Here is a 25,126-nt window from a genome sequence, read left to right as displayed (position 1 = left end):
CCTCTGGAACCGGCTCTGGAACCGACTCAGACCACGTAGAGGGTGATCGTGCTGCCCGTCGGGGCCAGAGTGCCGGCCCGGGGCTGCTGACGGCGGACGGTATCGCCGCCGAAGTCGCCGAACACTTGCTGACGGTCCACACGGAAGCCGGCGCCCTCGAGGATCTGCTTGGCCTCCTCGAAGTTGCGTCCCACCACGTCGGGTACCTGGGCCTGTGCGCCCTTGGACACCTTGATCTGCACCTTGGAGCCTCGGGGCGCCTGGGTGCCGTTGCCGCCTGCCGGGTCCTGCGCGAAGACGAAGCCCGGATCGACATCCGGGTTGTCCTCTTCGACCACCACGACCTCGAACCCGGCGTTGCCCAGCATCTGGCGAGCGTTGTCGACCCATTGCTCCACGACGTTCGGGACGTCGACCGGGGTCGGACCGTCGCTGACGGACAGCGCGACCGCCGAGCCCGCCTTGACCGTGTTGCCGGATCCCGGCTTGGTGCCGATCACGGTCCCCTTGGGGGCCTGGTCGTTGTACTCGGTGGTGATCCGCCCCGCCTTCAGACCGTTCTGGGTCAGGGCAGCCAGCGCCTCGTCGCGGCTCTTGCCGACGAGTTTGGGCACGGTGCGGTTCGCCGTCCCGAGCGAGAGCACCAGCGTGACGTTGCCCTTCTTGCGGACCTTCTGGCCCGCCCCGGGGTCGGTCCGCAGCACATGGTCCTTGGGCACGGTCTCGCTGTACTCGCCCTGCCCCAGCTTCAGGCCGAGTTCCTGCTTGGCCAGCGCCGACTTCGCCTCGGCCTGGGTGAGGTTGGCCAGCTGCGGGGTCTGGGTGAACGCACCCGGTCCGGCCACGAGCCACCAGCTCCCGACACTGAGCAGCGCCGTGATCGCCAGGACGACGGCCAGGCCCATCAGACCCCGTTGCCGGCGTTGGTGGGCCAGGACTCGCAGCTCGACCTCGTCGGCGGTGGGAGCCACCTGGGCCGCCGCGGTACGCGCCGTCGAGGACCGGTGGTCCACCTCGGCGTGTTCGCGGGCCTCCCGCCGACTGCGCTCGCGCAGAGTGCGCAGGCCGCGCAGCGGAGCCGTGGGGTTGTGGCCGCTGGCGGGCGCGGGAGCGCCCGGCAGTGCGGTGCTGATCGAGAGTGCCTCGCCGGTCACGATCTCGGTCTGCGCGCCGCCCAGGGTCGACGGGATGCCGGTTCCGAGGGGGGTCGGGGGAACCGGGCGGGCGTCCAGCACCTCCGATGAGAGCTGGGCGTGCACCCTGCGGACGACCTGCAGCCAGTCGGCGGCGTCGACCGGGCGATCGTCGGGGTCGCGGGCCACGGCCGCCATCACGACGTCGTCCAGCTCGGTGGGCAGGGCCGGGACCACCGAGGAGGGCAGCGGCACGCTCTCGTGCACGTGGCGGTAGGCCACCTGCATCGGCACCTCACCGACGAACGGTTGTCGCCCGGTCAGCATCTCGAACAACATGATCCCGGCGCTGTAGACGTCGCTGCGGGCGTCGGCCACCCCGCGGGCGACCTGCTCCGGCGCCAGGTAGGCCACGGTGCCGATCAGGGCGCCGGTCTGGGTCGACCCGCCGTGCAGGGCCTTGGCCAGGCCGAAGTCGGCCACCTTGACCCGGCCCTCGTCGGTGAGGATGACGTTCTCGGGCTTGACGTCGCGGTGCACGATGCCGGCGCGGTGCGCGGCGGACAGGGCGTCCAGCACCGGCTCGATCACGGTCAGCGACTCGCGGGGGGTGAGTACCCCCCGCTCGGTGATCACGTCGCGCAGGGTGCGTCCGGGCAGCAGCTCCATCGCGAGGTAGAGCAGCTCACCGGCCTCGGTGTGGTCGGCCCCCTGGTCGAAGACGGAGACCACATTGGGGTGGGACAGCTTGGCGGCGGACCGGGCCTCGTGCACGAACCGCTCGACGAAGTCGGGGTCGTCGCCCAGGTGGGGATGCATCACCTTCAGGGCGACCTCGCGGTCGAGCCGGCGATCCACCGCGAGGTACACCGTGGCCATGCCACCGCGGGCGATCCGGGACACCACGTGGTAGCGCCCGTCGAGCAGGCGCCCGACCAGCGGATCGCGAACCGTCGTGTCCACAGGGGGAGTGTACGGACACCTGGGGGGCGAGCCCTCGGGTACTGCCCAAAAGGCCCGGGTCAGCCCTTGCCGAGTTCGGCGGCGAAACGCTTGCGGTGGGCCTGCACGCTGGCGACATAGGACTTGGTGTCCTCGAACATGCCGCGGGCGCGGACCGAGGCCAGCCCCTGGTAGTAGCCGGCGATGGCCTCGTCCTCGTTCTTGGCCCGGGCGAGCAGGGCGGCCAGGACGGCGACGCCCGCGGTGACGTTGTCCTGGGGTTTGAGCAGGTCGAGTCGGCGCCCGACCAGGTCGGAGGCCCACACCCCGGTGCCGGGGATCACCTGCATGGTGCCGATGGCGTTGGCCGGCGAGACCACCCGCGGGTTGAAGCCGGACTCCTGCCAGGCCACACCCAGGGCCAGGGCCGGGTCGACGCCCATCCCGGCGGCCGTGTCCTGGACCAGCTGGCGCATCTGAGCGCGGGTGGGCATCGCACGCTTGGCCAGCTCGGCCCGGTTGGCCGCGGCCGCCTGGGCGACGGCGGCCGGGTACTTCCGTCCGTTGAAGGTGTCGGGCACCTTCGGCGCGGGCGGCGCCGGCAGTCGCAGCACCTGGTCGGGGTGGATCACACTGGCCTGGGTCAGGCCATTGAGCTTCAGGAGTACCTCCAGCGCCACCTTCTGGGCCTGGCTGATCCCGATCAGCGTGTCGCCGGCCTTCACGGTGTAGGGGCGGGTGGGCGTCGGTGCGGGGGTCTTCGACCCGGCCTTGTTCCCGGCGTTGGTCCCGGCGTTGGCGGCCGTGGCGGGCTTGCCCTGGGACGCCGGGTGGGTGCGGGCGCGCGAGGGAACCCCGGGCAGGCGCAGCTTCAGTCCGGGCCGGATGCGCGAGGGATTGGCCAGCTTGTTGGCGCGCACGATCGAGGCGGGGGAGATCCCGAAGTGCTCGGCGATGGCGGCCACGGTGTCGCCCGGTTGCACCAGGTAGATCGTCCCGCCGGTACGTCCGGCGGGGTGGGTCGTGGCCGGCTGTCCCGCGGCGCTCGCCGGGGTCTTCAGCCCGGGGAGCACCAGGACCTGGCCGATCCGGATCAACCCGGTGGGCGAGAGGTGGTTGGCCTCGATCAGGGCAGGCACGCTGAGCCCGGTGCGCCGGGCGATCTCTGCCAGGGTGTCGCCCTCGCGGACGCGATAGGTCGGGTGTGCCGGGGCCTGCGTCGCGCTCTGCCCGGCAGCCACGGCCGAGCTCCCGGCGGTGGTGGCAGCGGAGATCTCGGGGGTGGCGTGCGCCGCGCCCTGGCCGGTGGCGACCAGGGCCGCCGTCAGCAACGGCACCCCGGCGGTCCGCAGCGCGGCCGGCGCGCCGTCCGGCAGCTTCACTCGGCGCACCATGGCCTCGAGGGCGGCGTCCGGCTGGCAGGCGTGCCTCGGCGCCGAGCGCAGGAGGGCGCCGGAGGTGGGCTGAGTGGGCGCCGCCTCGGGCGGGGTGCTCGCGTCGCTCACGGGAAGGTCCTTCCGCAACCAAGGTGACAGATGTGACTGCTGTGACAGTTGGTGTCTGTGTGATCGTTGTGAAGCTAGCGCAGGGATGTCGCGAATCGGGGGATGTGACGGCTCCACCGGATCGGTGTGTCCCCCGAACGACCGAGGTCCCTGGTCGCTGCTCGGCCGAGCCGGCGGGTGCGACGCGTTCGCCGTCGTCGGGTGCGGTGAGTTGACCCGTGCGGTCGATCGGCCATGCTTGTCCCCGTGGACGATCTCGACGCCCTCACGACCGACTGGCTGACCCTTCCCGACATCGCCGAGCGTCTCGGGATGGACGTGGTCAAGGTCCGTCGCCTGATTCAGGACAGGTTCCTGGTGGCCGTGCGCCGCGGGTCACCGCCGGCGCTCAGCGTGCCGGCCGGCATGCTCGCCGACGATCAGGTGCTCTCGGACCTGCCCGGCACCCTCACCGTGCTGTTCGACGCCGGCTTCGACGACCGTGAGGCGTTGCGCTGGCTGCTCACGCCGGACGAGACGCTGCCGGGTTCGCCGCTGGATGCCCTGCGCTCCGGTCGCAAGACCGAGATCCGGCGACGAGCACAGGCCATGGCCTTCTGATGGCCCGTCGATCGGGCCTCCTGATCAGAACCAGCTGATCGGGCCGTCTGATCAGGCTGCTTGCCAACGCAGCTGTTCGCGGCGTGCGGTGCGCGCTCGGCGCCACGCGGGCGCGGCGACCTGCAGCCGGCGTCGCAGCGGGACGGCGACGCGCTGGGTCAGCACCTGATAGTGGTTCGCCTCGACCTCGTCGAGGATGCCCCGGTAGAGCAGGAACGCCGTCCGCAGACAGTCTCGGCTGGTGGGGTGCACCATGTTGATCCCCGGCTCGGCGAAGGCGTAGAGCGCCCGGGTGCGGTCGATCTCGAACCGCAGCAGTTCGCGCACCGGGGGGGTGATCACGCCGGCGGCCAGGATCTCGCGGCTGACGCCGAACACCTCCAGGTCCTCGGCGGGCAGGTAGACCCGCCCTCGCAGGGTCAGGTCCTCGCCGAGATCGCGGATGAAGTTGGTCATCTGGAATGCCTCACCGAGGGCCCGTGCCCGAGCGCTCGCCTCGGGGGCCATGGGCTCGAGCACCGGCAGCATCTGCAACCCGATCACGGCCGCCGAGCCGTACATGTACTGCTCGAGATCGGTGTACGTGGGGTAGGCGTTCACGGTGAGGTCCATCTGCATGGACTCGAGGAACGCCTCGACGTGCGCCCGAGGGATCGACCAGCGCCGCATGGTGTGGGCCATCGCGCGCGCCACCGGGTCGGTGGTGTGGGGTGCCGCCGAACCGGACGGCGACCCGGATGTGGCAGCGCCGACCGCGGCTCCGGGGGCCAGGATGTCGAGGAAGGTGCGACCCCAGTCGATCAGGGCGACGGCATCGGGCACGGCCATGGCATCGACGAACTCGTCGGCCCGCCGGGCGAAGCCGTAGAGCGCCCAGACGTAGGGCCGCTTCTCCGGCGGGAGCAGCGTGGTCGAGAGGTAGTAGGTACGGCCGTGATCGCGGTTCAACCGACGACAGGTCTCGTAGTCCGCGCGCAACTGGGGATCGGAGATCCCCGCCGCGTCCAGGGCACGCTTGCTCACGGGCGCCATCCTGCCCGACTCAGCGCCATGCCCGGGACCGATACCGACGGTCCTTGCCGCAGATCCGCTCTGCCGCGAGCCGTCCCGAGATCAGCACCATGGGCACGCCCACACCCGGCTGGGTACCCGATCCGGTGAAGACCACGTTGCGTCCCCACAGGTTGTGCGGGCGGAACGGCCCGGTCTGGGTGAAGGTGTGCGCCGCGGCGAACGGGGTGCCCGCCGCCATACCCTGCGCCTGCCAATCGGCCGGGGTGGTGATGTGCTCGACCTCGATGCCCGCGGCGAAGCCCGTGTACCCGCGGGCCTCGAGCGTGCGCATCAGGTGCTCGCGGTAGATCGGGGTCAGCCGTTCCCAGTCCAGCGGTGCCGTTCCGGCCGGGGGTACCAGGTTCGGGGTGGGGGCCAGGACATAGTGGATGTGGCGTCCCGGGGGAGCCAGCGAGGGGTCCGACAGGGTCGGGGTCGAGATCAGCAGCGAGGGGTCGCTCATCAGCCGCCCGCCGGTCAGGTCCTCGAACACCGAGTCCCAGGCCGCGCCGAAGTCGATGGTGTGGTGGGCCATCGTCGAGCGCACCGCCTCGGGGTAGGTCGCCCGTGAGCCGGCCAGCAGCAGATAGCAGGACGGCGAGTAGCGCAGTCGTCGCACCCGCCGGGGCTCGTGGCCGAGCAGGTCGCGGTAGGCGATCGGCAGGTCCGGGTTGAGCACCACCACATCGGCGGCGATCCGCTCGCCGTCCTGCGTGATCACGGCGGTGGCGCGGCCGTCGCGGTGCTCGACCCGGGTCACGGTCGTGGCATAGCGGAACTGGACGCCGTGGGCTGCCGCGGCGTCCGCCATGGCGCGCGGCAGTGCGTGCATGCCGCCGGCGGCGGTGAACACCCCGGCCACCGAGTCCATGTACGAGATCACCGCGTAGATGGCCAGGGCCTGCTGCGGCGAGACCCCGGCATACAGTGCCTGAAAGGAGTACATCCGTTGCGTGCGAGGGTCTTTCAGGTACTGGCCCACGAACGGCGCGAGCCGGCGCAAGCCGCCGAGGGCGACCAGCCGGGCCAGGTTCACCGCGCCGCCGCCGGCCAGCATGCCCCAGGGTGTGTCGAGCACCTTGTCGACGAAGTGGCGCATCTCGTAGCGGTAGATCCGGCTGACGGCCTCGACGTACCGGACGAACCCGGCGGCCTCCTGCGCCCCGCAGACCCGCTCGATCTCGGCGGTCATCGCGGCGACGTCGGCGAACACCGACAGGGCGCTGCCGTCGGCGAACCGGGCCCGGTACGCGGGCTCGAGGGGGCGCAGGTCGAGCCAGGACGACATCGACTCACCGAGGGCGTCGAAGCAGTCCTCGATCAGCTCGGGCATGGTCAGCACCGTCGGGCCGGTGTCGAACCGGTAGCTGCCGCCGTCCGGCGCCTCACGGACGATCAACCCGGCGCGACCGCCGGGGATCGCCTCGCGCTCGACCACGGTGACCCGCCGTCCGGCGCCGGCCAGGCGCATGGCGGCGGACAGGCCCGCCAACCCCGCCCCGACGATCACCACATGGTCGGTCGGACCACTGACCGTTCGCATCGTCAGGTGGTGCGGTCGGTGGCTGCGTCGACCAGTGCCTCGAGCACGGTCCGGGCATGGGGCGCCAGCTGGTCGCCGGGGATGCCGGCCAACGCCGTCCGTGCCCCGTCGGTCAGCTCGTCGATCAGCTGCTCGACGTGGGACACCGCGCCGCAGTCCTGCAGGATCGTACGGGCCGTCTCGACGCCGGCAGCGTCCAGAGTCGTGTCCCCGAGCAGCCGCTCGAGGGTGGCTGCGGCAGCCGGGGTGGCGCGGCCGCGGGCGGCGGCCACCAACACGGTGCGCTTGCCCTCCCGCAGGTCGTCACCGGCCGGCTTGCCGGTTCGTTCGGGGTCGCCGAACACCCCCAGGATGTCGTCGCGCAGCTGGAACGCCTCACCCAGGGGTAGGCCGAACGCGGCATACGCGGCGAGCAGGGTCTCGTCCGCCCCGGCCAGGGCGCCGCCCAGCAGCAGGGGCTGTTCGATCGTGTACTTGGCGCTCTTGTAGTGGATCACGCGCCGGGCGCGCTCCACGGCGTCGGTGATGTCCCTGGCCGCGACGGCGCGCGGCGTGGCGCTCGACTGCTCGAGCATGTCGAGATACTGCCCGGCCATCAGCTCGGTGCGCATCCGGTCGAAGACCTGGCGGCCACGGCGTCCAGCCGGGTGGTCGCCGACCAGTCCACCGGCCGCGAAGAGCTCGTCGCTCCAGACCAGGCACAGATCACCGGCGAGGATTGCCCCCGCCTGGCCGAACCGGACGCCGTCCCCGCTCCAGTCGGCGCCCGCGTGGAGGGCCGCGAACCTGCGGTGCACCGACGGCAGGCCGCGCCGGGTGTCCGAGTCGTCCATCACGTCGTCGTGGATCAGCGCTGCGGCCTGGAAGAACTCGAGCGCCGAGGCGGTGGTGACGATGTCGGCGCAGTCCTCACCGCCGGCACCGCGCCAGCCCCAGTAGCAGAACGCCGGGCGCAGGCGTTTGCCACCGCGCATCAGGTCGGCGATGTACTCGACCATCAGGGTGCAGTCGCTGGAGACCCCCTCCAGCGTGCCGACCTGACGGTCCAGGAACTCCTCGAGCACCTTGTGCACGCGAGACCGCAGGTCTTCGGCATCGAGCGGACTTGCATCCGGTTCGAGCGCTCGGGCGTCCAGTCGGCGTTCGGGCACGTCGGCAGCCTATGTCTAGGCTGGACGTATGGCGACTCTCGCACCGAAGCTCGCACGCGGCGTCCGCTCGTTCTCGTTCGAGTTCTTCCCGCCCAGGGACGACGCCGCCGAAGCCGTGCTCTGGGAGGCGATCCGCCGGTTGGAGCCGTTGGCTCCCACCTTCGTGTCGGTGACCTACGGCGCCGGCGGCTCGACGCGTGATCGCACCACCCGCGTCACCGCCGCGATCGCCGAGCAGACCACGTTGACGCCGATGGCGCATCTCACGTGTGTGGGGGCCTCGCGGGCGGAACTGCGGCAGGTGATCGGGGCCTACGCCGCTGCCGGCGTACCCGCGGTGATGGCGCTGCGCGGCGATCCGCCGGCCGGGCCGGGCCGGCCGTGGCAGGCCCACCCCGAGGGGCTCGACCACGCCGAGGACCTGGTGCGCCTGGTGCGCGAACTGGGCAGCTTCGATGTCGGGGTGGCGGCCTTCCCCGATGGGCATCCCGAGAGTCCCGACCTCGACCACGATGCCCGGGTGCTGCGAGCCAAGGCCGACGCCGGCGCCGACTTCGCGATCACCCAGTTCTTCTTCGACCCGGCGGCCTACTTCGGCCTGCTCGACCGGCTCTCGGCCTTGGGCTGTGATCTCCCGGTGATCCCCGGGATCATGCCGGTGACGAACCTGGCCCAGATCACCCGGTTCGCGCAGTTGTCGGGCACCCCGATGCCACCCGCGGTGATCGCCCGGCTGGAGGCGGTGGCCGGGGACGCCGCGGCGGTGCGGGCGGTCGGGGTCGAACTGGCCACCGAGTTGGCTGCCGCTCTGCTCGATGGCGGTGCACCCGGACTGCACTTCTACACTCTGAACCGCTCGACGGCGACGCTCGACGTCTTCAATCAGTTGGGAGCACTGGCTCGATGAGTGAACTCGTTGCCCTGCAAGGTCTTTCGCTGATCAGCGTGTCGGGGGTGGGACGGGCGAGCGCGGCGCCGGACGTGATGCGGGTGCACCTGGTCGCCAGTGCACTGCGGCCCTCGGTGGCCGAGGCACTGGCGGCCAGCGAGCAGGCCGCGTCCGCGATTCGCGCCGTGCTGGCCTCCGCCAGGGTGGCACCCGCCGATGCCAGCACGCTCGGGTTGTCGATCCAGGCCGAGCAGACCTGGGACGGTGGCGGGGTGCCGCGGACCACGGGTTTTCGCAGTGAACACCGCATGGCGGTCGCGCTGCGCGACCTGGCCGCGGCCGGCCGGGTGCTCGGCGAGGCGTTGGGCGCCGGGGGCGATGACCTGCGGCTCGAGAGCGTCGGGTTCGAGGTCGAGGACGACGAGCCGCTGCGCTCGCGGGCCCGGGCGGTGGCGTGGGCGGACGCCGAGCGCCGGGCCACCCAACTCGCCGAGTTGGCCGGGGTGTCGTTGGGGCGCGTGCACACCATCGGCGAGCAGTCCGGGTTCATGCCGGTGCCGATGATGGCCATGGCCGCCGGGGCCGAGAAGGCCCGCGACCTGTCCGTCGGGGTCGAACCCGGTGCCGTGGGTGTCGAGGTGAGTCTCGCCGTCCAGTGGGCCGTCGCCTGACCTCACCCACCCAACCTGCTCATACTCCGTAGCCGACTCGCGATGCTCCGTCCAGGTCGTGTGGAGCGACCGCTGCGGAGCATGAGTCGTCGCCCACGGAGCATGAGCAGGTTGGGTGGGGTGCGGGTGGTGCCGGGGCTGGCGATCAGGCGTTCTCCTTGCGGAACGTGCTGGTGCCCCAGTACACGGCCAGACCGGTCAGGACGACGGCCCACACCGATCCCCACATCACGCTGGACGAGGCGAGGTCACCCGCGAACGAGGACCGCACGCCGTCCACCACATGTTTGATCGGCATGTAGTCGCTGACCTTCTGCAGCCACGCCGGTCCGAGCGTCATCGGCAGCAGGATGCCCGAGAGCAACAGCACCGGCAGCAGCACCGAGTTCAGGATCGGGGCCATGACGTCCTCGCTCTTGGTGGTCAACGCCACCGCGTAGGACGCCGCCGAGCAGGCCGCGCCCAGCAGCACGGTGAGCAGCACGCCGATCACCAAGCCGATGGCCGAGGCCCGCATGCCCAGGGCATATCCCAACGCACACAACACGATCGCCTGGGCCAGGATCTGCAACAAGTCACGGCTGAGCCGGCCGACGAGCAGCGCCGTGCGGCTGGCCGGGGTGACGCGTTCGGCCTCGACCACGCCCTCACGCCACTCGGCGATCAGGCCGAAACCGGCGAAGAAGGCACCGAACACGCCGAGTTGCACCAGCAGGCCGGGCACGAAGAACGTGTACGCGTTCTGAGCGCCGAACTGGGCGGTCATGGGTTTGAGCAACGGCCCGAACAGCAACAGGTAGAGCACTGGTTGGGTCAGGCCGATGATCACCCAGGCCGGGTTGCGCAGGTTCATGCGCAGTTGGCGACGGAAGACGATGAAGGACTCGCGGGCGAAGCGCATGGCTCAGGCCCCCTCTCGCAACGAACGGCCGGTCAGGGTCAGGAACACGTCGTCCAGCGTCGGACGCCGGATCTCGAGGTGCGACAGGGTGATCGCCTCGGCCTCGAGGTCACGCAGCAGTGAGGGCACCACGGCCCCGGCGTGTGGCAGTCGGGCGCGCACGTGGCGTCCGTCGGTCTCGACCTCGCCGTGACTCTCCAGGTGCTTGACCGCCAGCGGCACCTGCGCGACGTCGGCGAGCTCGAGGTCGACCAGATCGCCGGAGACCTGCTGCTTGAGCCGTTCCGGGGTGTCGTCCGCGATGATCCGGCCGTTGTCGATCACGATCACCCGATCGCTCAGCGCGTCGGCCTCGTCGAGGTAGTGCGTGGTCAGGAAGATCGTGGCGCCGAGCCGGTCGCGCAGGTCGGCGATGTGCTGCCACAGGTTGACCCGGGCCTGCGGGTCCAGGCCGGTTGTCGGCTCGTCGAGGAAGATCAGGCGCGGGTCGTGGATCAGACCCATGGCGATGTCGAGTCGGCGACGTTGCCCGCCGGACATCGACTTGGGTTGGCGATCCCACAGCCCGTCGAGAGCCAGCTGGTCGAAGAGTTCCCGCCCGCGACGCTCGGCCCGAGCACGATCGATGCCATAGAGCATGCCGTGGTCGATCACCTCCTCGCCGGCCCGGGCCACCGAGCTGGTCGAGCCGGACTGCGACACATAGCCGATGCTGCGCCGGACGGCGACCGCCTCGGTGAGCACGTCGTGGCCGGCGACCGTGGCCGTGCCGGCGGTCGGGCGCAGCAGGGTGGTGAGCATGCGCAAAGTGGTGGTCTTGCCGGCGCCGTTGGGGCCGAGGAACGAGACGATCTCGCCCTCGGCGACGTGCAGGTCGACGCCGCGCACGGCCTCGACGTCGACCTTCTCGCGGCCCCGGCGGGTATGGAAGGTCTGACTGAGTGATCGGGTCGTGATCACGGAGATCCTCTCGGCGGACGAGTGGGGGACGAACTCCGGTGTAGGCCCTCACACCGTGTGAAGGTCGATTCGAGTTCATGTTCAAGTTTGAATATACACGCACGGTAGCAAGCCTTGGCGAGCCTGTCGCGTCGAGCGCGCAGGCCGGTGCGTCGGACCTGGGGGAGTCACCCGTCGGGGTCGGGCAGCGCCAACAGCCGCCGGTAGCGCGCTCGCTCGGCCGTCATCTGATGGCCCGGATCGTCCGCGGCCGGCGTCCAGGTCATGGGCTCGCCGGCGAAGCTGAACCGGCCTGCCTCGAGATCGGCCAGGCGCCGCTGCACCCAGGCGATCTCGGTGCGCGTCAGGTCCTGGCTGAGTCGGACGACGTCGATCACGTCCGGTGGGGTGCGCTCGCCGGAGGTCATCAGGTCGAGCTTGGTCGCCAGGTCGCGATCGAGGGCGGCCAGATTGTCCAGCCGCCGGGTCAGGCAGGCTGCCACCTGCTCGCGGGGGAGCAGCCCGGCCATCATGAGGGCGACGTGAAACGGCAACGGGGACAACGGGTCGGCCTCGGTCAGCGCCCGGTCGAGCAGCTGCGCGAGCCGGTGGCGACCCGCCACGGTGGTGGTGTGGACGGCGACGGCGCGGCCGTCGTCCGAGATGTCGTGGCGCTCGAGGTACCCCTGGCGGGTGAGCGTGGCCAGCATCGAGTAGATCGAGCCGGGTTTGATCTGTGCCCACTGGTCGAGTTGCCAGCTGAGCAACTCGCGGCGCACCTGATAGCCGTTGACCGGCTCGAACAGGGCGACCGCTCCCAGCACGCTGATCGTGGTCGCCAGAGCTGCCATACCCGGAGCCTAAACCGGCTCATGCTCCGCGGGTGTACGGGTTCGGGGCCGTGAAGCGCCCGAACCCGCAACCCTACGGAGCATGAGCCGTCAGCTGAGGAGCATGAGCCGGTTTGGCTCGGGCTCAGCAGCCAGCCTTGTAGATGTACTTCGCGACGTCCGGCTCGGCCATGTTGTCCTTGGTCACGACCAGGGACTCGGTCTCGATCTTGGCGGTCACCGAACCACCGGACAGTGAGGCCAGAGCCTGCTCGACACCCTGCTTGCCGATGTCGTAGGGCTTCTGGGCCACGAGCGCCTGCACGTCACCGGCGGCCAGCTGCTTCATCTGGTCCGGACCGGCGTCGAAGCCGACGACCTTGACCGTGCCGGACTTGCCGGCCTGCTTCACGCCCGTCGCCACACCCTGCGCGGTGAACAGGTTGGTGGCGAACACGCCCGCCAGGTCGGCGTCCTTCGCCAGAGCGGCGGAGACCACCTTGGCGCCCTCGGCGGCCTGGTTGTGCGAGTACTGCGCGTCGGAGACCAGGACGAAGCCCAGCTCCTTGGCCTTCTTGTTGAACCCGGCGATGCGGGCGTCGACCGAGGTGATGCCGGGGTCGGTCGAGATGACCAGCACCTTGGAGCCCGACTTCAGGCCCAGGGTCTGCAACGCCTCGGCGGCCTTCTCGCCACCGAGCTCGTTGTTCGTGGCGATCCGGGAGACGCCGATGGTCGTGTCCTCCACCGCGGTGTCGACCAGCACGACCTTGCTGCCGGCGTCCTGGATCCGCTTCAGCGACGGAGTCGAGGCCTTGGCGTCGTTCGGGGCCACCAGCAGGGCGTCCGGCTTGGAGGCCGCGACGGCGTCCAGCATCGGGTTCTGCAGGGTGGCGTCGAACTTGTCCGGACCCTGAACGTCGAGCGTGGCGCCGGCCGCCGCGACGGCCTCCTTCGCGCCGCACTCCATGGAGATGTAGAACGGGTCGCCCTTGACGCCGACCATGAGCGTGATCTTCTTGCCCGCGCTGCCCCCGGCAGCCGAGGATGCCCCGCCGGCGGCCGAAGTGGAGCCCGAGGACGAGGTGTCGGACGAGCCGCAGGCCGCCAGGACGAGCGCGCCGATCGCGACCGCCGACGCACCGATGAGCCGGGTGGTCTTCACAGTGACTCCTTTTGTTGTGGTGTCTTATCTGAACCGCGTGTGGTGCTGTGGAGCTGGGCCGTGCTCTTGCTGGGCGCCGGGGTTCAGCGCCGGTTCTGGGAGCGGCGTCGCAACTGGTCGGACCAGACGGCCAGGACCAGGACGATGCCGACGGCGATCATCTGCCAATAGGGGTTGACGCCGGTGATGATGAAGCCGTTCTGCAACACCGCCGGGATCCAGACCCCGATCAGCGTGCCGATGATGGTTGCCACGCCGCCGAACAGGCTGGTGCCGCCCAGGGCGACGGAGGTGATCGCCTGCAGGTTGTCGGTCGAGTGACCGCCCACCGAGGTGGTGGAGAAGTAGGCCAGCGAGAGGAAGCCGGCGAACCCGTTGGCCAGGCCACCGAGCATGTAGACCTTCAGCAGGTGGCGCTCGACCCGCAGGCCCACCCGGCGAGCCGCCTCCTCGCTGGACCCGATCGCCAGCGTGTGCCGACCGAACACCGAGTAGTGCAGCGTGACATACCCGATGAGCACCACGATCAGGCCGATCAACACCAGGTTGGTCAGCCCGGGGATGCCGGGGATCAGCTTGCCGGTGGCCACCGGGTTGAGGGCGTAGGAGGCCACGTTGACACCCTTGCGGAGCAACAGCGCCACGCCGAGGCCGGCGCCGAGCGTGCCCAGGGTGGCCAGCATCGGGGGGATGTGCATGTAGGCCACCAGGACGCCGTTGATGGCGCCGATCAGCAACCCACCGATCAGGGCACCGGCCAGCGCGGCCAGGATGTACGTGGCCTTGGTCTGGTCGGCCGGGACGTCGATCGCCTTGCCGTCCCCGACCGTGATCCAGCTCAGGGCCTGGGCGGCGAACACCTCACCCAGGATGATCCCGCTCGGGATCGACAGGTCGATGCCCGCGGTGGCGATGATGAACGTCGTCCCCACGCTGGCCACGGTCAGGATGGCGACGTTCTGCGCCAGCAGGGTCAGGTTCGACGTGGTGCCGAACTTGCCCGGGGCCAGGATCGAGAAGCCCACCAACAACACGGCCAGGAACAGCAACGTGGCCATGATCGGCGTCCCGATGAGTTGCCGCAGCCGGGAGGGCTGTGCCTCCTCGGCGACCGCGACATCCGCCGCGACCTCGGCCTCGAGCGCCTTGGCGGTGTTGTTGGTCGGCTTGACCGGCTTGACCGGCTCGGTCGTCTCGCTCACTGGGCCACCCCCTCGTTGGCGTAGGCCCCGGAGATCGAGGCGATCAGGCGTTCGACGTCGGCCTCACCCCGGCGGAACCGCGCGACGCGGGCACCCAGCCGCATGACCTCGATCCGGTCGGCGACCTCGATCACCTGGGGCAGGTTGTGCGAGATGAACACCACGGCCAGGCCGCGTTCGCGCACCGAGTGGATCAACTCCAGCACCTTGGCGGTCTGGATCACCCCGAGTGCGGCGGTGGGCTCGTCCATGATGATCACGTGTCGGGCCCACATCGCGGCGCGGGCGATGGCCACCGACTGACGCTGCCCACCGGAGAACGAGGCGACCGGCACCCGCAGGTCCTGCACCAGGCCGACGCCGAGTTCGGCGAAGCTGGCCGCGGTGCGCTTGCGCATCTCCGGCTGGTCGTGCAGCACCTTGAACCGGCGGATCTCGCGCCCCAGGAACACGTTCGAGGCGGCGTCCAGGTCGGGGGCCAGGGCCAGGTCCTGGTAGACCGTCTCGATGCCCAGAGCCGAGGCGGCCTGAGGGCTGGAGATGTTGACCGGCTTGCCGTCGACCAGCACCTCGCCCTCGTCGGGGGAGTACACCCCCGAGAGCACCTTGATCAGGGTCGACTTGCCGGCGCCGTTGTCGCCGACCAGCGCGGTGACCTCACCCGGGTGGGCCTGGAACGAGGCTCCGCGCAGCGCGCGCACGGTCCCGAAGGACTTGACGATGGCGCGCGCCTCGAGTGCGGGAACCGCGTTCGTGCTGCCGCTCGTCTCGCTCATGGACGCACCTGCCGCCACGACCGTCCGTGCCCGTCGAGCAGGTCGACCAGACCCCGCAACCGGGGGACGGCGATCTCGGCCAGCCAGGCGCGCCGCTCCGGGCCGGGCATGGTGACCGCCTCGCCCCAGATGGCGCGGCCGGCGATGAAACCGCAGGCGCCGCCGTCCAGGGCGATGGTGGCCCGCTCCAGGAACTGCTCGTAGGCCACGCCCGCGGACAGCACCGCCCACGGCACCCGGCCCAGGTTCTCGCTCACCGTGGCGCAGGCCGCGGCGTCGCCGGGCCACTCCAGCTTGAGCAGGTCCATGTCGAGGGTCGCCAACCGGGTGGCCGACCGGACGACGGCCGCCTCCTTCTGTTCCTTGCTCAGCTCGAGGCCGGGAGCGAAGGAGACCAGCGGCTCGATGACGCTGGGGATACCCGTTGCGGCGCAGTCCTTCACGACCTCACGGGTGACGCTGAGTGCGATCTCGGCCAGGTCGCCGTGCTCGTCGGCCGCGCGGTCGGGGTTCCAGTAGAGAAGGAATTTCATGGCGTCGCCGGTGTTGTCGGCCACCCAGGCGGCGTTGCGGGCCGGGTCGCGGGTGGTGCGGTATTCGCCGCCGACCTTCTCCTTGTCCGCGGGCTCGGCGGCGATCAGCAGGCCGGCGCTGTCGGCCAGCGCGCCGCCGGAGCGGACGGCGTCCACGCCGTACTCGACATCGGTGAGCACGCCCGAGGCGAGCGGCGACAGGGCGCCGATCACGTCGACCTTGAAAGCGGTCAGGTCGGCGTCCTCGGCCGGCTGTCCCGCGGTGGTCAGCATCTTGCGCAGACTGGCCCGCTGATCCATGGCCAGGACGGCGAACCGGCCGTCGGGGTTGGCAATGGCATCCAGGGTGGTCATCGGGGAGCCTCTCTGTTCGATGATGCGAGGGTGATCGGGTCGATGGGGGAGGTGTGGCGCGTGAGCGCCCACGGCGGACCGTCGAGGTCCTCGACCGGGGGTAGCAGGCCGGCGGCGATGCCGGCCAGATAGGCGGCGCCCGCGGCGCCGGCCTCGTCCAGTGAGGTGGTGCGCAGCCCGGGCAACTGGGCCTGCTTGGCGGCGAGCACCACCGGGTCGTGCAGCCAGCCGCCGGCGGCCAGCACCGAGGAGTACTCCCCGGCGGCCACTTCGATCGCCGCCAGAGCCGTTGCGGCGCCGTCGATCGCGTGCTGGACGGCGTGGACCCACTCGGGGCGGCCGGCCAGGGCGCGGCGCAGCTCACGGGTCGTGGCGCCCAGAGCGGCCACCACGCGCTCGAGCTCCATGCCGGTGCGCAGCCCCGCCAGGATGCACACCTGGCCGGCGACCACGGTGCGTCCCACGGTGAGTCCGGCGGCGGTCAGTGCCGGGATCGCCTCACGCCGAATCGTGGTCGCGTCGGCGAACCGCAGCAGCGCTTCGGCGGTGCCGAGCGAGTCGAACAGGGTGCCGTGCTGCGCGGCCCCCACCGCCAACGCGGCGCACTGGTGATCGTGACCGCCCACGGCCAGGACAGCGCCGCGCAATTGGGGGGCCTCGGCCAGGCCGAGGGCCTGGCCGCAGGAGGTTCCGGCGGGCTGGGGTTCGCCGAGCAGATCGGCGCCGAGCAGCTCGATCGCGCCGGCCCAGGGAGCGGCGTCGAGGACGTCGAGCAGACCGGTGCGGCTGGCCAGTGACAGCTCGCTGCCGGGGGAACCGCCGAGCAGCCGTACCGCCCATTCGGGCACCGACCAGAACCGTTGCGCGGCAGCCGATTCCGGGTAATCGACGCGCAGGGTGAGCACCTTGGGCAGGGACGGCTGGGGGTCGAGCGGCATACCGATGGCCGACTCGAACGCCGTCCGACCGACGGCGGTCTCGATGGCTGCGACGTCCCCGCGCAGGTCGTGCCAGGCGCGGATGGGTGCCAGCGCGGCCTCGTCCGGGTCGGCTCCGGTTCCCACGGTGAGGATGCCGGACTCGCCCATGCCGGTCACCCCGAGCCCGGCCACCTGCCGCAGCGGCGCGCAGGCTCGGGTCACCACGGTGCGGATCGCGACGGCGAGGTCGGCGGCGTCCATCTCGACGCCGGCGGCGGTGTGCTGCCAGGGGGTGGGCACGTCGGAGGTGAGCAGCGGTCGCCCACTCAGGTCGAAGGCCACGGCCTTGACCCGGGTGGTTCCGACGTCCATGCCGACCAGGCCGACCTCGACACCTGCGGCGTCTGCCCTGGAGCTCACGGGATCACCGCCACGGGAGGGGCGGGGACGACGGGGACGACGGGAACGACGGGGACCACTTGGGCCGGTTGGGGCTGGTAGGTCTGCCCCTCGTCGAGGAACAGGGGCGGCAGCACGACCGAGCGCGGGGCGGCGGCCAGGCCGTCGAGGCGCTCGATCACCATCGCGGCACCGAGTGAGCCGAGCCGATCAGGACCCGAGGCCACGATGACGACCGGCGGGGTGACCAACAGATCGGTGTCGACCATCTCGTCGAAGACCGCCAGATCGAGGCTCACCCCGGCCGCACGCAGCGCACGGATGGTGCCCCGGCCGGCCATGTGCTGGATGGCGAACACCGCGGTGGGCGGTTCGGGCAGGGCGAGCAATCGGTGCATGGCGGTCTCGGCGATGCTCGGGTCGGTGCAGTTCAACTCGACCAGGTCGGCGTCGAACGGCAGACCGGCAGCCTCGAGGCCGGCGCGGTAGCCGTCGAAGCGGCGTTGCAGGGTCCAGAGACGCTCGTCGTTGCCCAGCAGCGCGATCCGGCGGTGGCCCCGAGCGACCAAACGGCGAACGCCCTCGGCGGCCCCGGCGGCGTTGTCGACGACTCCGGTGTCGACCTCGACGCCGTCGATCGGTCGGTCGACGGCCACCACGAACAGGCCGTGCTCCATCTCGGGCAGCAGGTAGCTCGCATCACCGGGGGCGGGGATCAGGATCAGGGCGTCCACTCGGCGCTCGACCAGGGTGCGCACGATACGGCGCTGCCGGTCGGGGTCGTCGTGGTGGCTGGCCGTGATCAGCTGCAGGTCGCGTGGGGCGAGCACCGCCTCCACCGCGCCGACCACCGCGGCGATGAACGGGTCGGACACGCTGGAGATCACCAGTCCGACCGCCGCGCTGGGGCCACCGGCGGCCAGCGATCGGGCCAGCTGATTGGGCCGGAAGCCCAGCGCGCGAGCGGCGTCGGTGACCCGTTGCGCCGTGGCCGGCGCCACGCCGTACTCACCGTTCACCGCGCGGGAGGCGGTCTTGAGACTCACCCCGGCGCGGCGGGCGACATCGGCCAGAGTGGGCCGGCTCGGACGGCTCATCGGGTCGCCGCCACCTTGTCGAGCAACGCCGCCAGCAGCGCCGGATCGACACCGCCGGCCAGCTCGGAGGCCACGGATGCGGCGCCGGTGGCCACGGCCCACCGGGTGGCCTCGGGCAGGGCGAGGCCGCGGTCCAGTCCGGCAGCCAGGCCGGCAGCGAAGGAGTCACCCGCGCCGATCGGGTTGACCTCGGTGACCTTGGGGGCCGTGATCCAGAAGGTCTGCTCGGTGGGTGACCCGTCCGGCAGATGCGCGCCGGCGACTCCGTGGCGTCCCACGGTGACCAGGGCCGCCCCGGCTCCGGCGGCGCGCAGGCCCCGGGCGGCGTCCAGGGCGGCACCCCGCACGTCCGGCACATCAGGTTCGACGCTCTCGCCGGCCGAGCGTCCGGTGAGCACGGCCAGCGCCTCGGACAGGTTGGGTGTGACCACGTCGGGGTGGGCCGGGAGCGCCCGGGCCAGGTCGGCGCGGGCGGCGTCCAGCACGATCGGCACGCCGTGCGCGTGCACCCGGCGGATCAGATCGGCATACAGGTCGGCGGCGTGTTCACCGGGGGGCAGGCTGCCGCTGGCCACGGCCACCCGGTGCGGGGTGCCCGCAGTCGCTGCGGTGGCCAGTTCGTCCTCGACGGCGGCGAGCAGGGCCTCACGATCGGCGGCGGTCAGCTCGGGACCGGGCTCGTTGAGCACCGTGGCGCGGCCGTCGTCCTCGATGATCACGATGGCGCTGCGGATCTCACCCGAGGTGGCGACCCGGCGCACGTCGTGGCCCTCGGCCTCGAGCATCTCGCCCACGAGGGCACCCATCCGACCCGGCAGGTTGGCCACCAGGCGCGGCCGAATGCCATGGGCGCGAGCGGCGCGACAGACGTTGACGGACTTGCCGCCACCGGTGGGGATGGCGGTGCGGGGCCGCATGACGTGGCCGGGGACGAGCCGCTCGAGGGTGAGGGTGCGATCGATCGTGAGGTTCGCGCCGATGACGAGCAACTCGGGCCACCTCCTTGCTGCAACCGTTTCCGACAGCGCTGTCTGACAGCGCTGTCGGACACCTTATGAAGGACGTGGCGAGAAACACAACCGACATGTGGCGATGGATGCCGACTCGTTATCTGACGGTGATCTGCCGGGTGGCTGCCGCGGCGGTTACCGGGGCATGTCACGCCTTGGTGATCATGCAATCCGTGCACAAACCCCCCGTGATCATGCAATTGATGCACGAAATGTGCACGGATTACATGATCACCGGGGGTGGAGTCCGTTGGGGGACGACAATGCAGGGCATGCGTTGGGCCGTCGCCGTCTTCGTCGCCACCGTCGGTCAGCTCGCCGTGGCCACCTTCGTGCCCGGGTTGGAGCAGTTCGAGGGCAAGGCCTTCGGTGCCCGGCTGGTGGCCTACCCGGTGATGATGCTGGTGGTGCCGGCCTGGTGGTGGCTGCTGCATCGCCGGCCGGGTGCCTCCTCCACAGGGGCTGGGGCCGCGGCGATTCCCTGGGGCGCGTTCGCGCTGGTCGGCGCCCCGTTCCTGATCGACGTCACCGGGAACACCCTCGACCTGTACGACCGGGTGTGGTGGTGGGACGACGCCAATCACTTCGTCAACTGGGTGCTGTTGTGTGCGGGGATCGGGCTGCTGATCACCCAGGGCATCGGCCGGCGCTGGGTGGTGGTCACGCTGGTGACCGGCCTGGGCGCGATCCTGGCCATCGGCTGGGAGCTGGGGGAGTGGTATACGTTCATCCGCCACGGCACCGAGCTCGGCACTGCCTACACCGACACCCTGGGGGACGAAGCGCTGGGCACCCTGGGTGCGCTGGTGGCCGGGGTGCTGGTCAGCCGCCGTCCGGGCCGGTCGAGGTCTGCCTGACCGCGGCCTCGTCCGGGCTGAACAGTGTCTCGATGGGTTCGCCGAACACGGCGGACAGGGTGAAGGCGAGCGGCAGGCTCGGGTCGTAGCGGCCGGTCTCGATCGCGTTCACGGTCTGCCGCGAGACCCCGCACCGGTCGGCGAGGTCGGCTTGGCTCCACTGCCGCGCGGCACGCAACTCGCGCAGTCGGTTCCTCATCGGTGCAGGCGGGTGCGCAGGTCGGCGATCAGCAACCACAGCGCGATGCCGCCCATGATGATCGGCTCGATGGTCAGGCGTAGGGCAACACGCCCCGTGGCGTCGAGCAGCGTCGCGATCTGTAGCGCGACCAGGACGCAGGCGAAGGCGATCGCCATGCTCTCGAGTTGGAGCTTGCGCAGATACTCGTCCTGGCGTCGGACGTTGCGCACCATCACCCAGACCACGGCGAGCACGAAGCTCATCGTCAGGGCCAGCCAGGTCCACTCCGCGGCGCCGGTGAGGCCGGGCTTGCTGCCCAGGGTGAGTGCGACGGAGCCCAGCAGGAGCACCGGCAGCCCCTCGATCAGGATGGCGTTGCGGGCGGCGCGTTCCACGCGACTTCGGTGGTTCTCGGGAGTCATGCGAACGAATGTAAAGCGACCTTGTCAACATGTCAAGGAAACTTTACTGCGCTCGGATGCGCCGACCGGACACCGTCGATCCGGTCGGCCGGCTGGCTGTCACCGTCCGGCGCCTCGTCGACGTCCTGTCCGATGAGACCCGGACGAAGGGGGAGGAGGAGGGTGGAGCCATGGCCGAGCTGAGTCGACGGGCACTGCTGGGCGGGATCGGCGGTGTCGCCGTGATCGGTGGTGCAGCGGCCCTGGTGCAGACCGATGTCCTGCCGGGGCGGGTGCGGGCCTGGCGTCAGGTCGAGCGGGTGCTGCCGGACGGCGTCCCGCCCTCGCCCGAACCCGGTGGCCCGACCGCGGGCACCGGGTCGGTGAGTGGGGCGGCGTCCGTCGAGCGCGGTGCGTTCTTCTCGGTGGCCCGCAATGGGGTTCGGGCGGGATGGGTGCTGATCACTCCGGGCGGCGGCGCCGTCCGTCCCGGGTTGCCCGTCGTGGTGGCGCTGCACGGGCACGGTGCCGACGAAACCATGCTGCTCGGCCTGCGGGCGCCCGAGCTGCTGACCGCCGCGATCGCTGCCGGCGTGCCGCCGTTCGCCGTGGCCTCGGTGGCGGGCGGCAACGGGTACTGGCACCCCCGACATGACGGAACCGATTCTGCGGCAACGGTTCTCGACGAGTTCCTGCCGATGCTCGCGCGACGTGGGTTGCGCACGACCTCCGGCCTGGGACTGCTCGGCTGGTCGATGGGCGGCTACGGCGCACTGCGGCTGGCGGGCCTGCTCGGGCCGTCCCGGGTGGCCGCGGTGGTGGCGTGCTCACCGGCGCTGTGGCGTTCGCCGGGCGAGAGCGCGCCGGGGGCGTTCGACGATGCCGAGGACTTCCGGCGCGAAGACGTCTTCGGCGCCCGGACGGCGATCGCCCGGGTGCCGCTGCGGGTGGACTGTGGCTTGGGAGACCCGTTCCTGGCGGCCGCCCGGGCGTTCGTGGCCGGCGTGACGCCGCGGCCCGAGGGAGGCTTCCAGCCCGGCGGGCACGACGGCGACTACTGGCGCCGCCGGTTGCCCGACCAGCTGGCCTTTCTCGGGCGTCACCTGGCGACCTGAGCCAGGCAAAAGAGTTTCTCAACATCTTTTTTTTCAGATGTTCGACAGTCGAATGATACGTTGATCGCATGTCGCGACTCCTCCCGAGATTGATCATCCCCGTGATCGAGTCCGCGCTGGAGTTCGCTCCGGTGGTGATCCTGGAAGGGGGGCGTGCCACGGGAAAGTCCACCGTCTGTGACGACCTGATCACCCGATATGGCTGGGCGCCTCGGATCGACCTGTCCGATCCGAATGTCCGAGCACTCCTGCGGCTCGACCCCGATCGGTTCCTCGACTCGCAGTCCGCGGTCTGTGTGCTGGATGAGGCTCAACTCGAGCCGGAGCTGACGGTGTGGGTCAAACGACAGGTGGATGCGCGCCGCTCCAACGGCCAGTTCCTGATCACCGGCTCCGCTCGACTCGGGCGTGACCAGCTCGGGGGCAGCGACCCCCTGGCCGGGCGCGCCGTCCGACTCCGCCTCTCATCGATGACCCGCGCCGAGCGCACCGATGACCTTGCTGGACCAACCAGCGTGGAACGTGCCTTCGCCGATGGGTGGGCCATCGGCCTACGGGCCGAAGCGACGCGTCTGTCGAACGCGAACGGGGAGTGGAGCGGTGGGCTGCCCAGCATCGCCGGTGTGCTGACCGCGGCACCCGTAGCTGACTGGGAACGGGCCATGGCCGCGTATGTGGAGGCCGTACTCCCGTTGGGGGTGGGGGAGACCCGAGCCGACCTCGGGCGCCTGCTCCGGACATTCCGCTATTTCGCTGCCAACAGTGGGCAGATCGTGAACTTTGCCCGCGCTGCCAGCGACTTGGGAATGCAAGCTCCGACCGTCAGGTCTCACCTCGAGCTACTCGAGGCGGGATTTCTGCTGCGTCGCGCGGAGGCGCATCGTCCCGTCGAGTCCCGGGTCCTGACGGCCCACCCCCGGGTTTTCGCGAGCGACGTGGGCTTGGCCGCCTGGGCGTCCCGGGCACGACTGAGTCCGCTGTCGGCCACGGCGCTCGGCGCGCTCACCGAGACTGCGGTGGCCCACGATCTGATGGCCCAGGCGGACGCATCCATGGACCGTGTCGAGGTCAGACACTGGCGGGACACGCGCACCCAACGTGAGGTCGACCTGCTCTTGGTGCATGCAGACGGGCGGTACGTGCCCGTGGAGGTCAAGGCATCGAGGACGGTCGGCCCGGGTGACACCCATGGCCTGGTCAACTTTGCGCTTCGTCACTCGGAGAGCTGCCATCGCGCCGTCCTGGTTTACGAGGGCTCACAGGTGGTCGACCTGACGCCCGCTGGTTCGCCCAGCCCGATCGTCGCCGTCCCACGGGCGCTGATGTGAGATCAGGTGGCGGTGCAGATCAGTTCGAGCCCGGGCTCGTCGTCCGGGCCGGCGCACATCGTGGACGTCACCCGGGCCGTGGCGCCCAGCAGCTCGTCGACGGCCCGCCGTGAGGTGACCGCCGCCGAGCCGAGCCCGGCGGACTCGGTCACGTCCACGCGCACGGTGATCGGGCCGGGGGAGCCGTGCCACAGCGTGACGTCGAGGGTGAGTTGGTCCCAGCAGACCTCGGCCACCACGATGCCCAGATCGGACGGCGCCGCGCCGGGTAGTGCGGTCATGCGGGTGACCGCGCGGTCGCCGAGCCGATTGCGCGCCACCACGGTCTGGCCTGCCACGTGCCAGGAGAACACCGGGCTGTCGAACCCCACGCTGTGCAGCTGCACCACGAACCGGCCACGGCCGTCATCCCCGTCGGTGCGCCGGATCTCGGCCCAGGCCATCGGGTGCGCCGGCTGATCGCCGACCAGCAGGGTCGCCACACCGTGCGCCCAGCCGATCACCTGCACCGCGACCTGCCGCCCCGCGGTGAACAGCAGCGAATCCGTGTCGCCCGAGGGGGGTAGCGCAATGGTGTCGCGGTAGACCGCCCGGCCGTCGACCACCTCGTGCAGCACCACCCCGGCCGCGTCGGCGGTGTCCCGGTCGGCGGTCCGGCCGGGCCGTGCCAGCCGGTCGAGGGCCAGCGCGCCGTCCCAGTCAGCCTGCGCCGCACCTGCTCCGGACGGCACCGGTCCACGCACCTCCGCGGTGAGCCAGCGCCGTCCGGGTTCGATCGGGATCACCAGCAGCCGGGGGCACCGCCCGGCCTCCGCCGCGGTGTGAGCCAGCCGGATCGGCACCGGCACCTGGCCGAGGGCCACCGTGCAGACCGCATCCGTGTCGGTGGTCCGTATCGGGTGGCCGGGGTCGTGGTCGGCCCACCAGGTCGCCCGGGCCAGCCGCGGCCCGACCTGGTTCCACAACGGGGCGCCCGGCAGCAGCGGCGGATCGTCGATGCGGTGCATCACCTGGCCGGAGCGCCCGCCGAAGCGCCGGGCGCTCATGATGCAGTAGGGATTGCCGTACTCGGTGCCGACCCCGGCGGTGGGCAGTCCGAACGAGTGGCGGGCCGCCAGCAGGTGGCCGAGTTCGTGGGCCATCGAGGTGTGGCTGCACCGGGTCGACAGGTAGGCCGCCAGCACCCGCCGGCCGCCGGCCAGGGTGATCGGCTGGCACCAGTAGACCGGGCTGTCGAGGGTGGTGAGCACCACGACGGCGTCCGCGGCGGCCAGCGTGGCGAGGTCGGCGGGTGGCAGCGCGGGCAGGCAGGCCTCGACGAGGTGCTGGACGGCGGCCGTCAGCTGCCGGTCGGACGCGGCCGAGAGTGCCTGGTGGGCCATGGCGTCCCAGGCCGCGTGCCCGGACGGCAGTTCCACCCAGTCCAGCGCCTGGCTGGCTCCGAGGTCGATCTCGCCGTCGGTGCAGTCGGCCCAGAAGTCGCCGAGGGTGAGGCGGTGCGGCCCCGGTACCCGTGGCGGGGAGGGACGCAGGAGTCGCTGCACCGACGCGTGGTCCCACCGCTGCGCCGCGTCGCCGTCTCGGCCGATACACAGCGCGACCAGGCGGACGATGCGGGACATGGGGTGACC

At 71.1% G+C, this 25,126-nt stretch carries 24 protein-coding genes; 6 read left to right on the top strand and 18 right to left on the bottom strand.

Annotated elements, in window-relative coordinates:
* Nucleotides 1–26: 26 nt before the first annotated feature.
* The gene (locus tag IPK24_16320; GenBank protein ID MBK8077086.1) at nucleotides 27–2,096 is read right to left on the bottom strand and encodes a PASTA domain-containing protein; all 2,070 of its coding nucleotides are present in this window, start codon (nucleotides 2,094–2,096) and stop codon (nucleotides 27–29) included.
* A gap of 59 nt (nucleotides 2,097–2,155) precedes the next feature.
* Nucleotides 2,156–3,580: a LysM peptidoglycan-binding domain-containing protein gene (locus tag IPK24_16315; protein ID MBK8077085.1), complete on the bottom strand. Its 1,425-nt coding sequence runs from the start codon at nucleotides 3,578–3,580 to the stop codon at nucleotides 2,156–2,158.
* A gap of 234 nt (nucleotides 3,581–3,814) precedes the next feature.
* On the opposite strand from IPK24_16315, the gene IPK24_16310 reads away from it, so the two are divergent.
* A complete protein-coding gene (locus IPK24_16310; protein MBK8077084.1) occupies nucleotides 3,815–4,180 on the top strand; it encodes a DNA-binding protein in 366 nt (121 codons plus the stop codon).
* A 51-nt stretch (nucleotides 4,181–4,231) separates the two neighbouring features.
* Here the strand turns inward: IPK24_16310 and IPK24_16305 are convergent, their stop codons facing one another.
* From IPK24_16305 to IPK24_16295, 3 genes are read right to left on the bottom strand one after another with little or no spacing between them, the layout of a single operon-like run.
* Nucleotides 4,232–5,212: a phytoene/squalene synthase family protein gene (locus IPK24_16305; GenBank protein ID MBK8077083.1), complete on the bottom strand. Its 981-nt coding sequence runs from the start codon at nucleotides 5,210–5,212 to the stop codon at nucleotides 4,232–4,234.
* A 10-nt stretch (nucleotides 5,213–5,222) separates the two neighbouring features.
* Nucleotides 5,223–6,776 carry a phytoene desaturase gene (gene crtI, locus IPK24_16300; protein MBK8077082.1) on the bottom strand — a complete coding sequence of 518 codons (1,554 nt, stop codon included), beginning with the start codon at nucleotides 6,774–6,776 and terminating at the stop codon, nucleotides 5,223–5,225.
* Nucleotides 6,777–6,778: 2 nt separating this feature from the next.
* Nucleotides 6,779–7,840 (bottom strand): polyprenyl synthetase family protein, encoded by a 1,062-nt coding sequence (locus tag IPK24_16295; GenBank protein MBK8077081.1) that lies wholly within the window; start codon nucleotides 7,838–7,840, stop codon nucleotides 6,779–6,781.
* Between the two features lie 115 nt (nucleotides 7,841–7,955).
* Between IPK24_16295 and metF the strand changes: the two genes are divergently transcribed.
* Nucleotides 7,956–8,834 (top strand): methylenetetrahydrofolate reductase [NAD(P)H], encoded by an 879-nt coding sequence (metF, locus tag IPK24_16290; protein MBK8077080.1) that lies wholly within the window; start codon nucleotides 7,956–7,958, stop codon nucleotides 8,832–8,834.
* On the top strand, nucleotides 8,831–9,487 hold the full coding sequence (locus IPK24_16285; protein ID MBK8077079.1) for an SIMPL domain-containing protein: 657 nt from the start codon (nucleotides 8,831–8,833) through the stop codon (nucleotides 9,485–9,487). Before metF ends, IPK24_16285 begins: the two co-directional genes overlap by 4 nt.
* Nucleotides 9,488–9,632: 145 nt before the next feature.
* Here the strand turns inward: IPK24_16285 and IPK24_16280 are convergent, their stop codons facing one another.
* The 10 genes from IPK24_16280 to IPK24_16235 form a co-directional block, all read right to left on the bottom strand.
* Complete coding sequence (locus IPK24_16280; protein MBK8077078.1) at nucleotides 9,633–10,388, bottom strand: ABC transporter permease; 756 nt, start codon at nucleotides 10,386–10,388, stop codon at nucleotides 9,633–9,635.
* Between the two features lie 3 nt (nucleotides 10,389–10,391).
* Nucleotides 10,392–11,348 (bottom strand): ATP-binding cassette domain-containing protein, encoded by a 957-nt coding sequence (locus tag IPK24_16275; GenBank protein ID MBK8077077.1) that lies wholly within the window; start codon nucleotides 11,346–11,348, stop codon nucleotides 10,392–10,394.
* A gap of 167 nt (nucleotides 11,349–11,515) precedes the next feature.
* Nucleotides 11,516–12,178: a PadR family transcriptional regulator gene (locus IPK24_16270; protein ID MBK8077076.1), complete on the bottom strand. Its 663-nt coding sequence runs from the start codon at nucleotides 12,176–12,178 to the stop codon at nucleotides 11,516–11,518.
* 124 nt (nucleotides 12,179–12,302) lie between these two features.
* Entirely contained in the window at nucleotides 12,303–13,322 is a 1,020-nt protein-coding gene (locus IPK24_16265) for a substrate-binding domain-containing protein (protein MBK8077075.1), read from the bottom strand.
* Nucleotides 13,323–13,405: 83 nt separating this feature from the next.
* Nucleotides 13,406–14,524: an ABC transporter permease gene (locus tag IPK24_16260; protein ID MBK8077074.1), complete on the bottom strand. Its 1,119-nt coding sequence runs from the start codon at nucleotides 14,522–14,524 to the stop codon at nucleotides 13,406–13,408.
* Nucleotides 14,521–15,300, bottom strand: coding sequence for a sugar ABC transporter ATP-binding protein (locus IPK24_16255; protein ID MBK8077073.1), 780 nt, complete (start codon nucleotides 15,298–15,300; stop codon nucleotides 14,521–14,523). Before IPK24_16255 ends, IPK24_16260 begins: the two co-directional genes overlap by 4 nt.
* Entirely contained in the window at nucleotides 15,297–16,187 is an 891-nt protein-coding gene (locus IPK24_16250; GenBank protein ID MBK8077072.1) for a hypothetical protein, read from the bottom strand. Before IPK24_16250 ends, IPK24_16255 begins: the two co-directional genes overlap by 4 nt.
* Nucleotides 16,184–17,527 carry a hypothetical protein gene (locus IPK24_16245; protein ID MBK8077071.1) on the bottom strand — a complete coding sequence of 448 codons (1,344 nt, stop codon included), beginning with the start codon at nucleotides 17,525–17,527 and terminating at the stop codon, nucleotides 16,184–16,186. Before IPK24_16245 ends, IPK24_16250 begins: the two co-directional genes overlap by 4 nt.
* A complete protein-coding gene (locus IPK24_16240) occupies nucleotides 17,524–18,603 on the bottom strand; it encodes a LacI family DNA-binding transcriptional regulator (protein ID MBK8077070.1) in 1,080 nt (359 codons plus the stop codon). Before IPK24_16240 ends, IPK24_16245 begins: the two co-directional genes overlap by 4 nt.
* Entirely contained in the window at nucleotides 18,600–19,592 is a 993-nt protein-coding gene (locus IPK24_16235) for a bifunctional hydroxymethylpyrimidine kinase/phosphomethylpyrimidine kinase (protein ID MBK8077069.1), read from the bottom strand. The genes IPK24_16240 and IPK24_16235 overlap by 4 nt, the downstream gene beginning before the upstream one ends.
* A 284-nt stretch (nucleotides 19,593–19,876) precedes the next feature.
* Between IPK24_16235 and IPK24_16230 the strand changes: the two genes are divergently transcribed.
* Nucleotides 19,877–20,470, top strand: coding sequence for a hypothetical protein (locus IPK24_16230; GenBank protein MBK8077068.1), 594 nt, complete (start codon nucleotides 19,877–19,879; stop codon nucleotides 20,468–20,470).
* On the opposite strand, the gene IPK24_16225 is transcribed toward IPK24_16230, so the two are convergent.
* A complete protein-coding gene (locus IPK24_16225; protein MBK8077067.1) occupies nucleotides 20,436–20,669 on the bottom strand; it encodes a helix-turn-helix transcriptional regulator in 234 nt (77 codons plus the stop codon). The genes IPK24_16230 and IPK24_16225 overlap by 35 nt on opposite strands.
* Nucleotides 20,666–21,073 carry a hypothetical protein gene (locus tag IPK24_16220; GenBank protein ID MBK8077066.1) on the bottom strand — a complete coding sequence of 136 codons (408 nt, stop codon included), beginning with the start codon at nucleotides 21,071–21,073 and terminating at the stop codon, nucleotides 20,666–20,668. Before IPK24_16220 ends, IPK24_16225 begins: the two co-directional genes overlap by 4 nt.
* Before the next feature lie 56 nt (nucleotides 21,074–21,129).
* Here IPK24_16220 and IPK24_16215 point away from each other — a divergent pair, with 56 nt between their 5' ends.
* Together IPK24_16215 and IPK24_16210 are read left to right on the top strand one after the other, a co-directional pair.
* Nucleotides 21,130–22,167, top strand: a complete 1,038-nt coding sequence (locus IPK24_16215) for a hypothetical protein (protein MBK8077065.1) — start codon at nucleotides 21,130–21,132, stop codon at nucleotides 22,165–22,167.
* 68 nt (nucleotides 22,168–22,235) lie between these two features.
* On the top strand, nucleotides 22,236–23,495 hold the full coding sequence (locus IPK24_16210; protein MBK8077064.1) for an ATP-binding protein: 1,260 nt from the start codon (nucleotides 22,236–22,238) through the stop codon (nucleotides 23,493–23,495).
* A 2-nt stretch (nucleotides 23,496–23,497) separates the two neighbouring features.
* Here the strand turns inward: IPK24_16210 and IPK24_16205 are convergent, their stop codons facing one another.
* Nucleotides 23,498–25,117, bottom strand: coding sequence for a hypothetical protein (locus IPK24_16205; GenBank protein ID MBK8077063.1), 1,620 nt, complete (start codon nucleotides 25,115–25,117; stop codon nucleotides 23,498–23,500).
* Between the last annotated feature and the right edge of the window lie 9 nt (nucleotides 25,118–25,126).

The sequence above is a fragment of the Kineosporiaceae bacterium genome (assembly GCA_016713225.1).
Lineage (GTDB): Bacteria > Actinomycetota > Actinomycetes > Actinomycetales > Kineosporiaceae > JADJPO01.
This window is presented reverse-complemented; position numbering and strand designations above follow the sequence as displayed.

Bases quoted from the DNA above. Each gene is read 5' to 3' on its own strand.
- IPK24_16255 (MBK8077073.1), bottom strand. From the start codon at position 15,300: ATGAGCGAGACGAGCGGCAGCACGAACGCGGTTCCCGCACTCGAGGCG.
- IPK24_16210 (MBK8077064.1), top strand. From the start codon at position 22,236: ATGTCGCGACTCCTCCCGAGATTGATCATCCCCGTGATCGAGTCCGCG.
- IPK24_16280 (MBK8077078.1), bottom strand. From the start codon at position 10,388: ATGCGCTTCGCCCGCGAGTCCTTCATCGTCTTCCGTCGCCAACTGCGC.
- IPK24_16230 (MBK8077068.1), top strand. From the start codon at position 19,877: ATGCAGGGCATGCGTTGGGCCGTCGCCGTCTTCGTCGCCACCGTCGGT.
- IPK24_16205 (MBK8077063.1), bottom strand. From the start codon at position 25,117: ATGTCCCGCATCGTCCGCCTGGTCGCGCTGTGTATCGGCCGAGACGGC.
- crtI (MBK8077082.1), bottom strand. From the start codon at position 6,776: ATGCGAACGGTCAGTGGTCCGACCGACCATGTGGTGATCGTCGGGGCG.
- IPK24_16215 (MBK8077065.1), top strand. From the start codon at position 21,130: ATGCGCCGACCGGACACCGTCGATCCGGTCGGCCGGCTGGCTGTCACC.
- IPK24_16225 (MBK8077067.1), bottom strand. From the start codon at position 20,669: ATGAGGAACCGACTGCGCGAGTTGCGTGCCGCGCGGCAGTGGAGCCAA.
- IPK24_16285 (MBK8077079.1), top strand. From the start codon at position 8,831: ATGAGTGAACTCGTTGCCCTGCAAGGTCTTTCGCTGATCAGCGTGTCG.
- metF (MBK8077080.1), top strand. From the start codon at position 7,956: ATGGCGACTCTCGCACCGAAGCTCGCACGCGGCGTCCGCTCGTTCTCG.
- IPK24_16220 (MBK8077066.1), bottom strand. From the start codon at position 21,073: ATGACTCCCGAGAACCACCGAAGTCGCGTGGAACGCGCCGCCCGCAAC.
- IPK24_16240 (MBK8077070.1), bottom strand. From the start codon at position 18,603: ATGAGCCGTCCGAGCCGGCCCACTCTGGCCGATGTCGCCCGCCGCGCC.
- IPK24_16305 (MBK8077083.1), bottom strand. From the start codon at position 5,212: ATGGCGCCCGTGAGCAAGCGTGCCCTGGACGCGGCGGGGATCTCCGAT.
- IPK24_16310 (MBK8077084.1), top strand. From the start codon at position 3,815: ATGCTTGTCCCCGTGGACGATCTCGACGCCCTCACGACCGACTGGCTG.
- IPK24_16250 (MBK8077072.1), bottom strand. From the start codon at position 16,187: ATGACCACCCTGGATGCCATTGCCAACCCCGACGGCCGGTTCGCCGTC.
- IPK24_16270 (MBK8077076.1), bottom strand. From the start codon at position 12,178: ATGGCAGCTCTGGCGACCACGATCAGCGTGCTGGGAGCGGTCGCCCTG.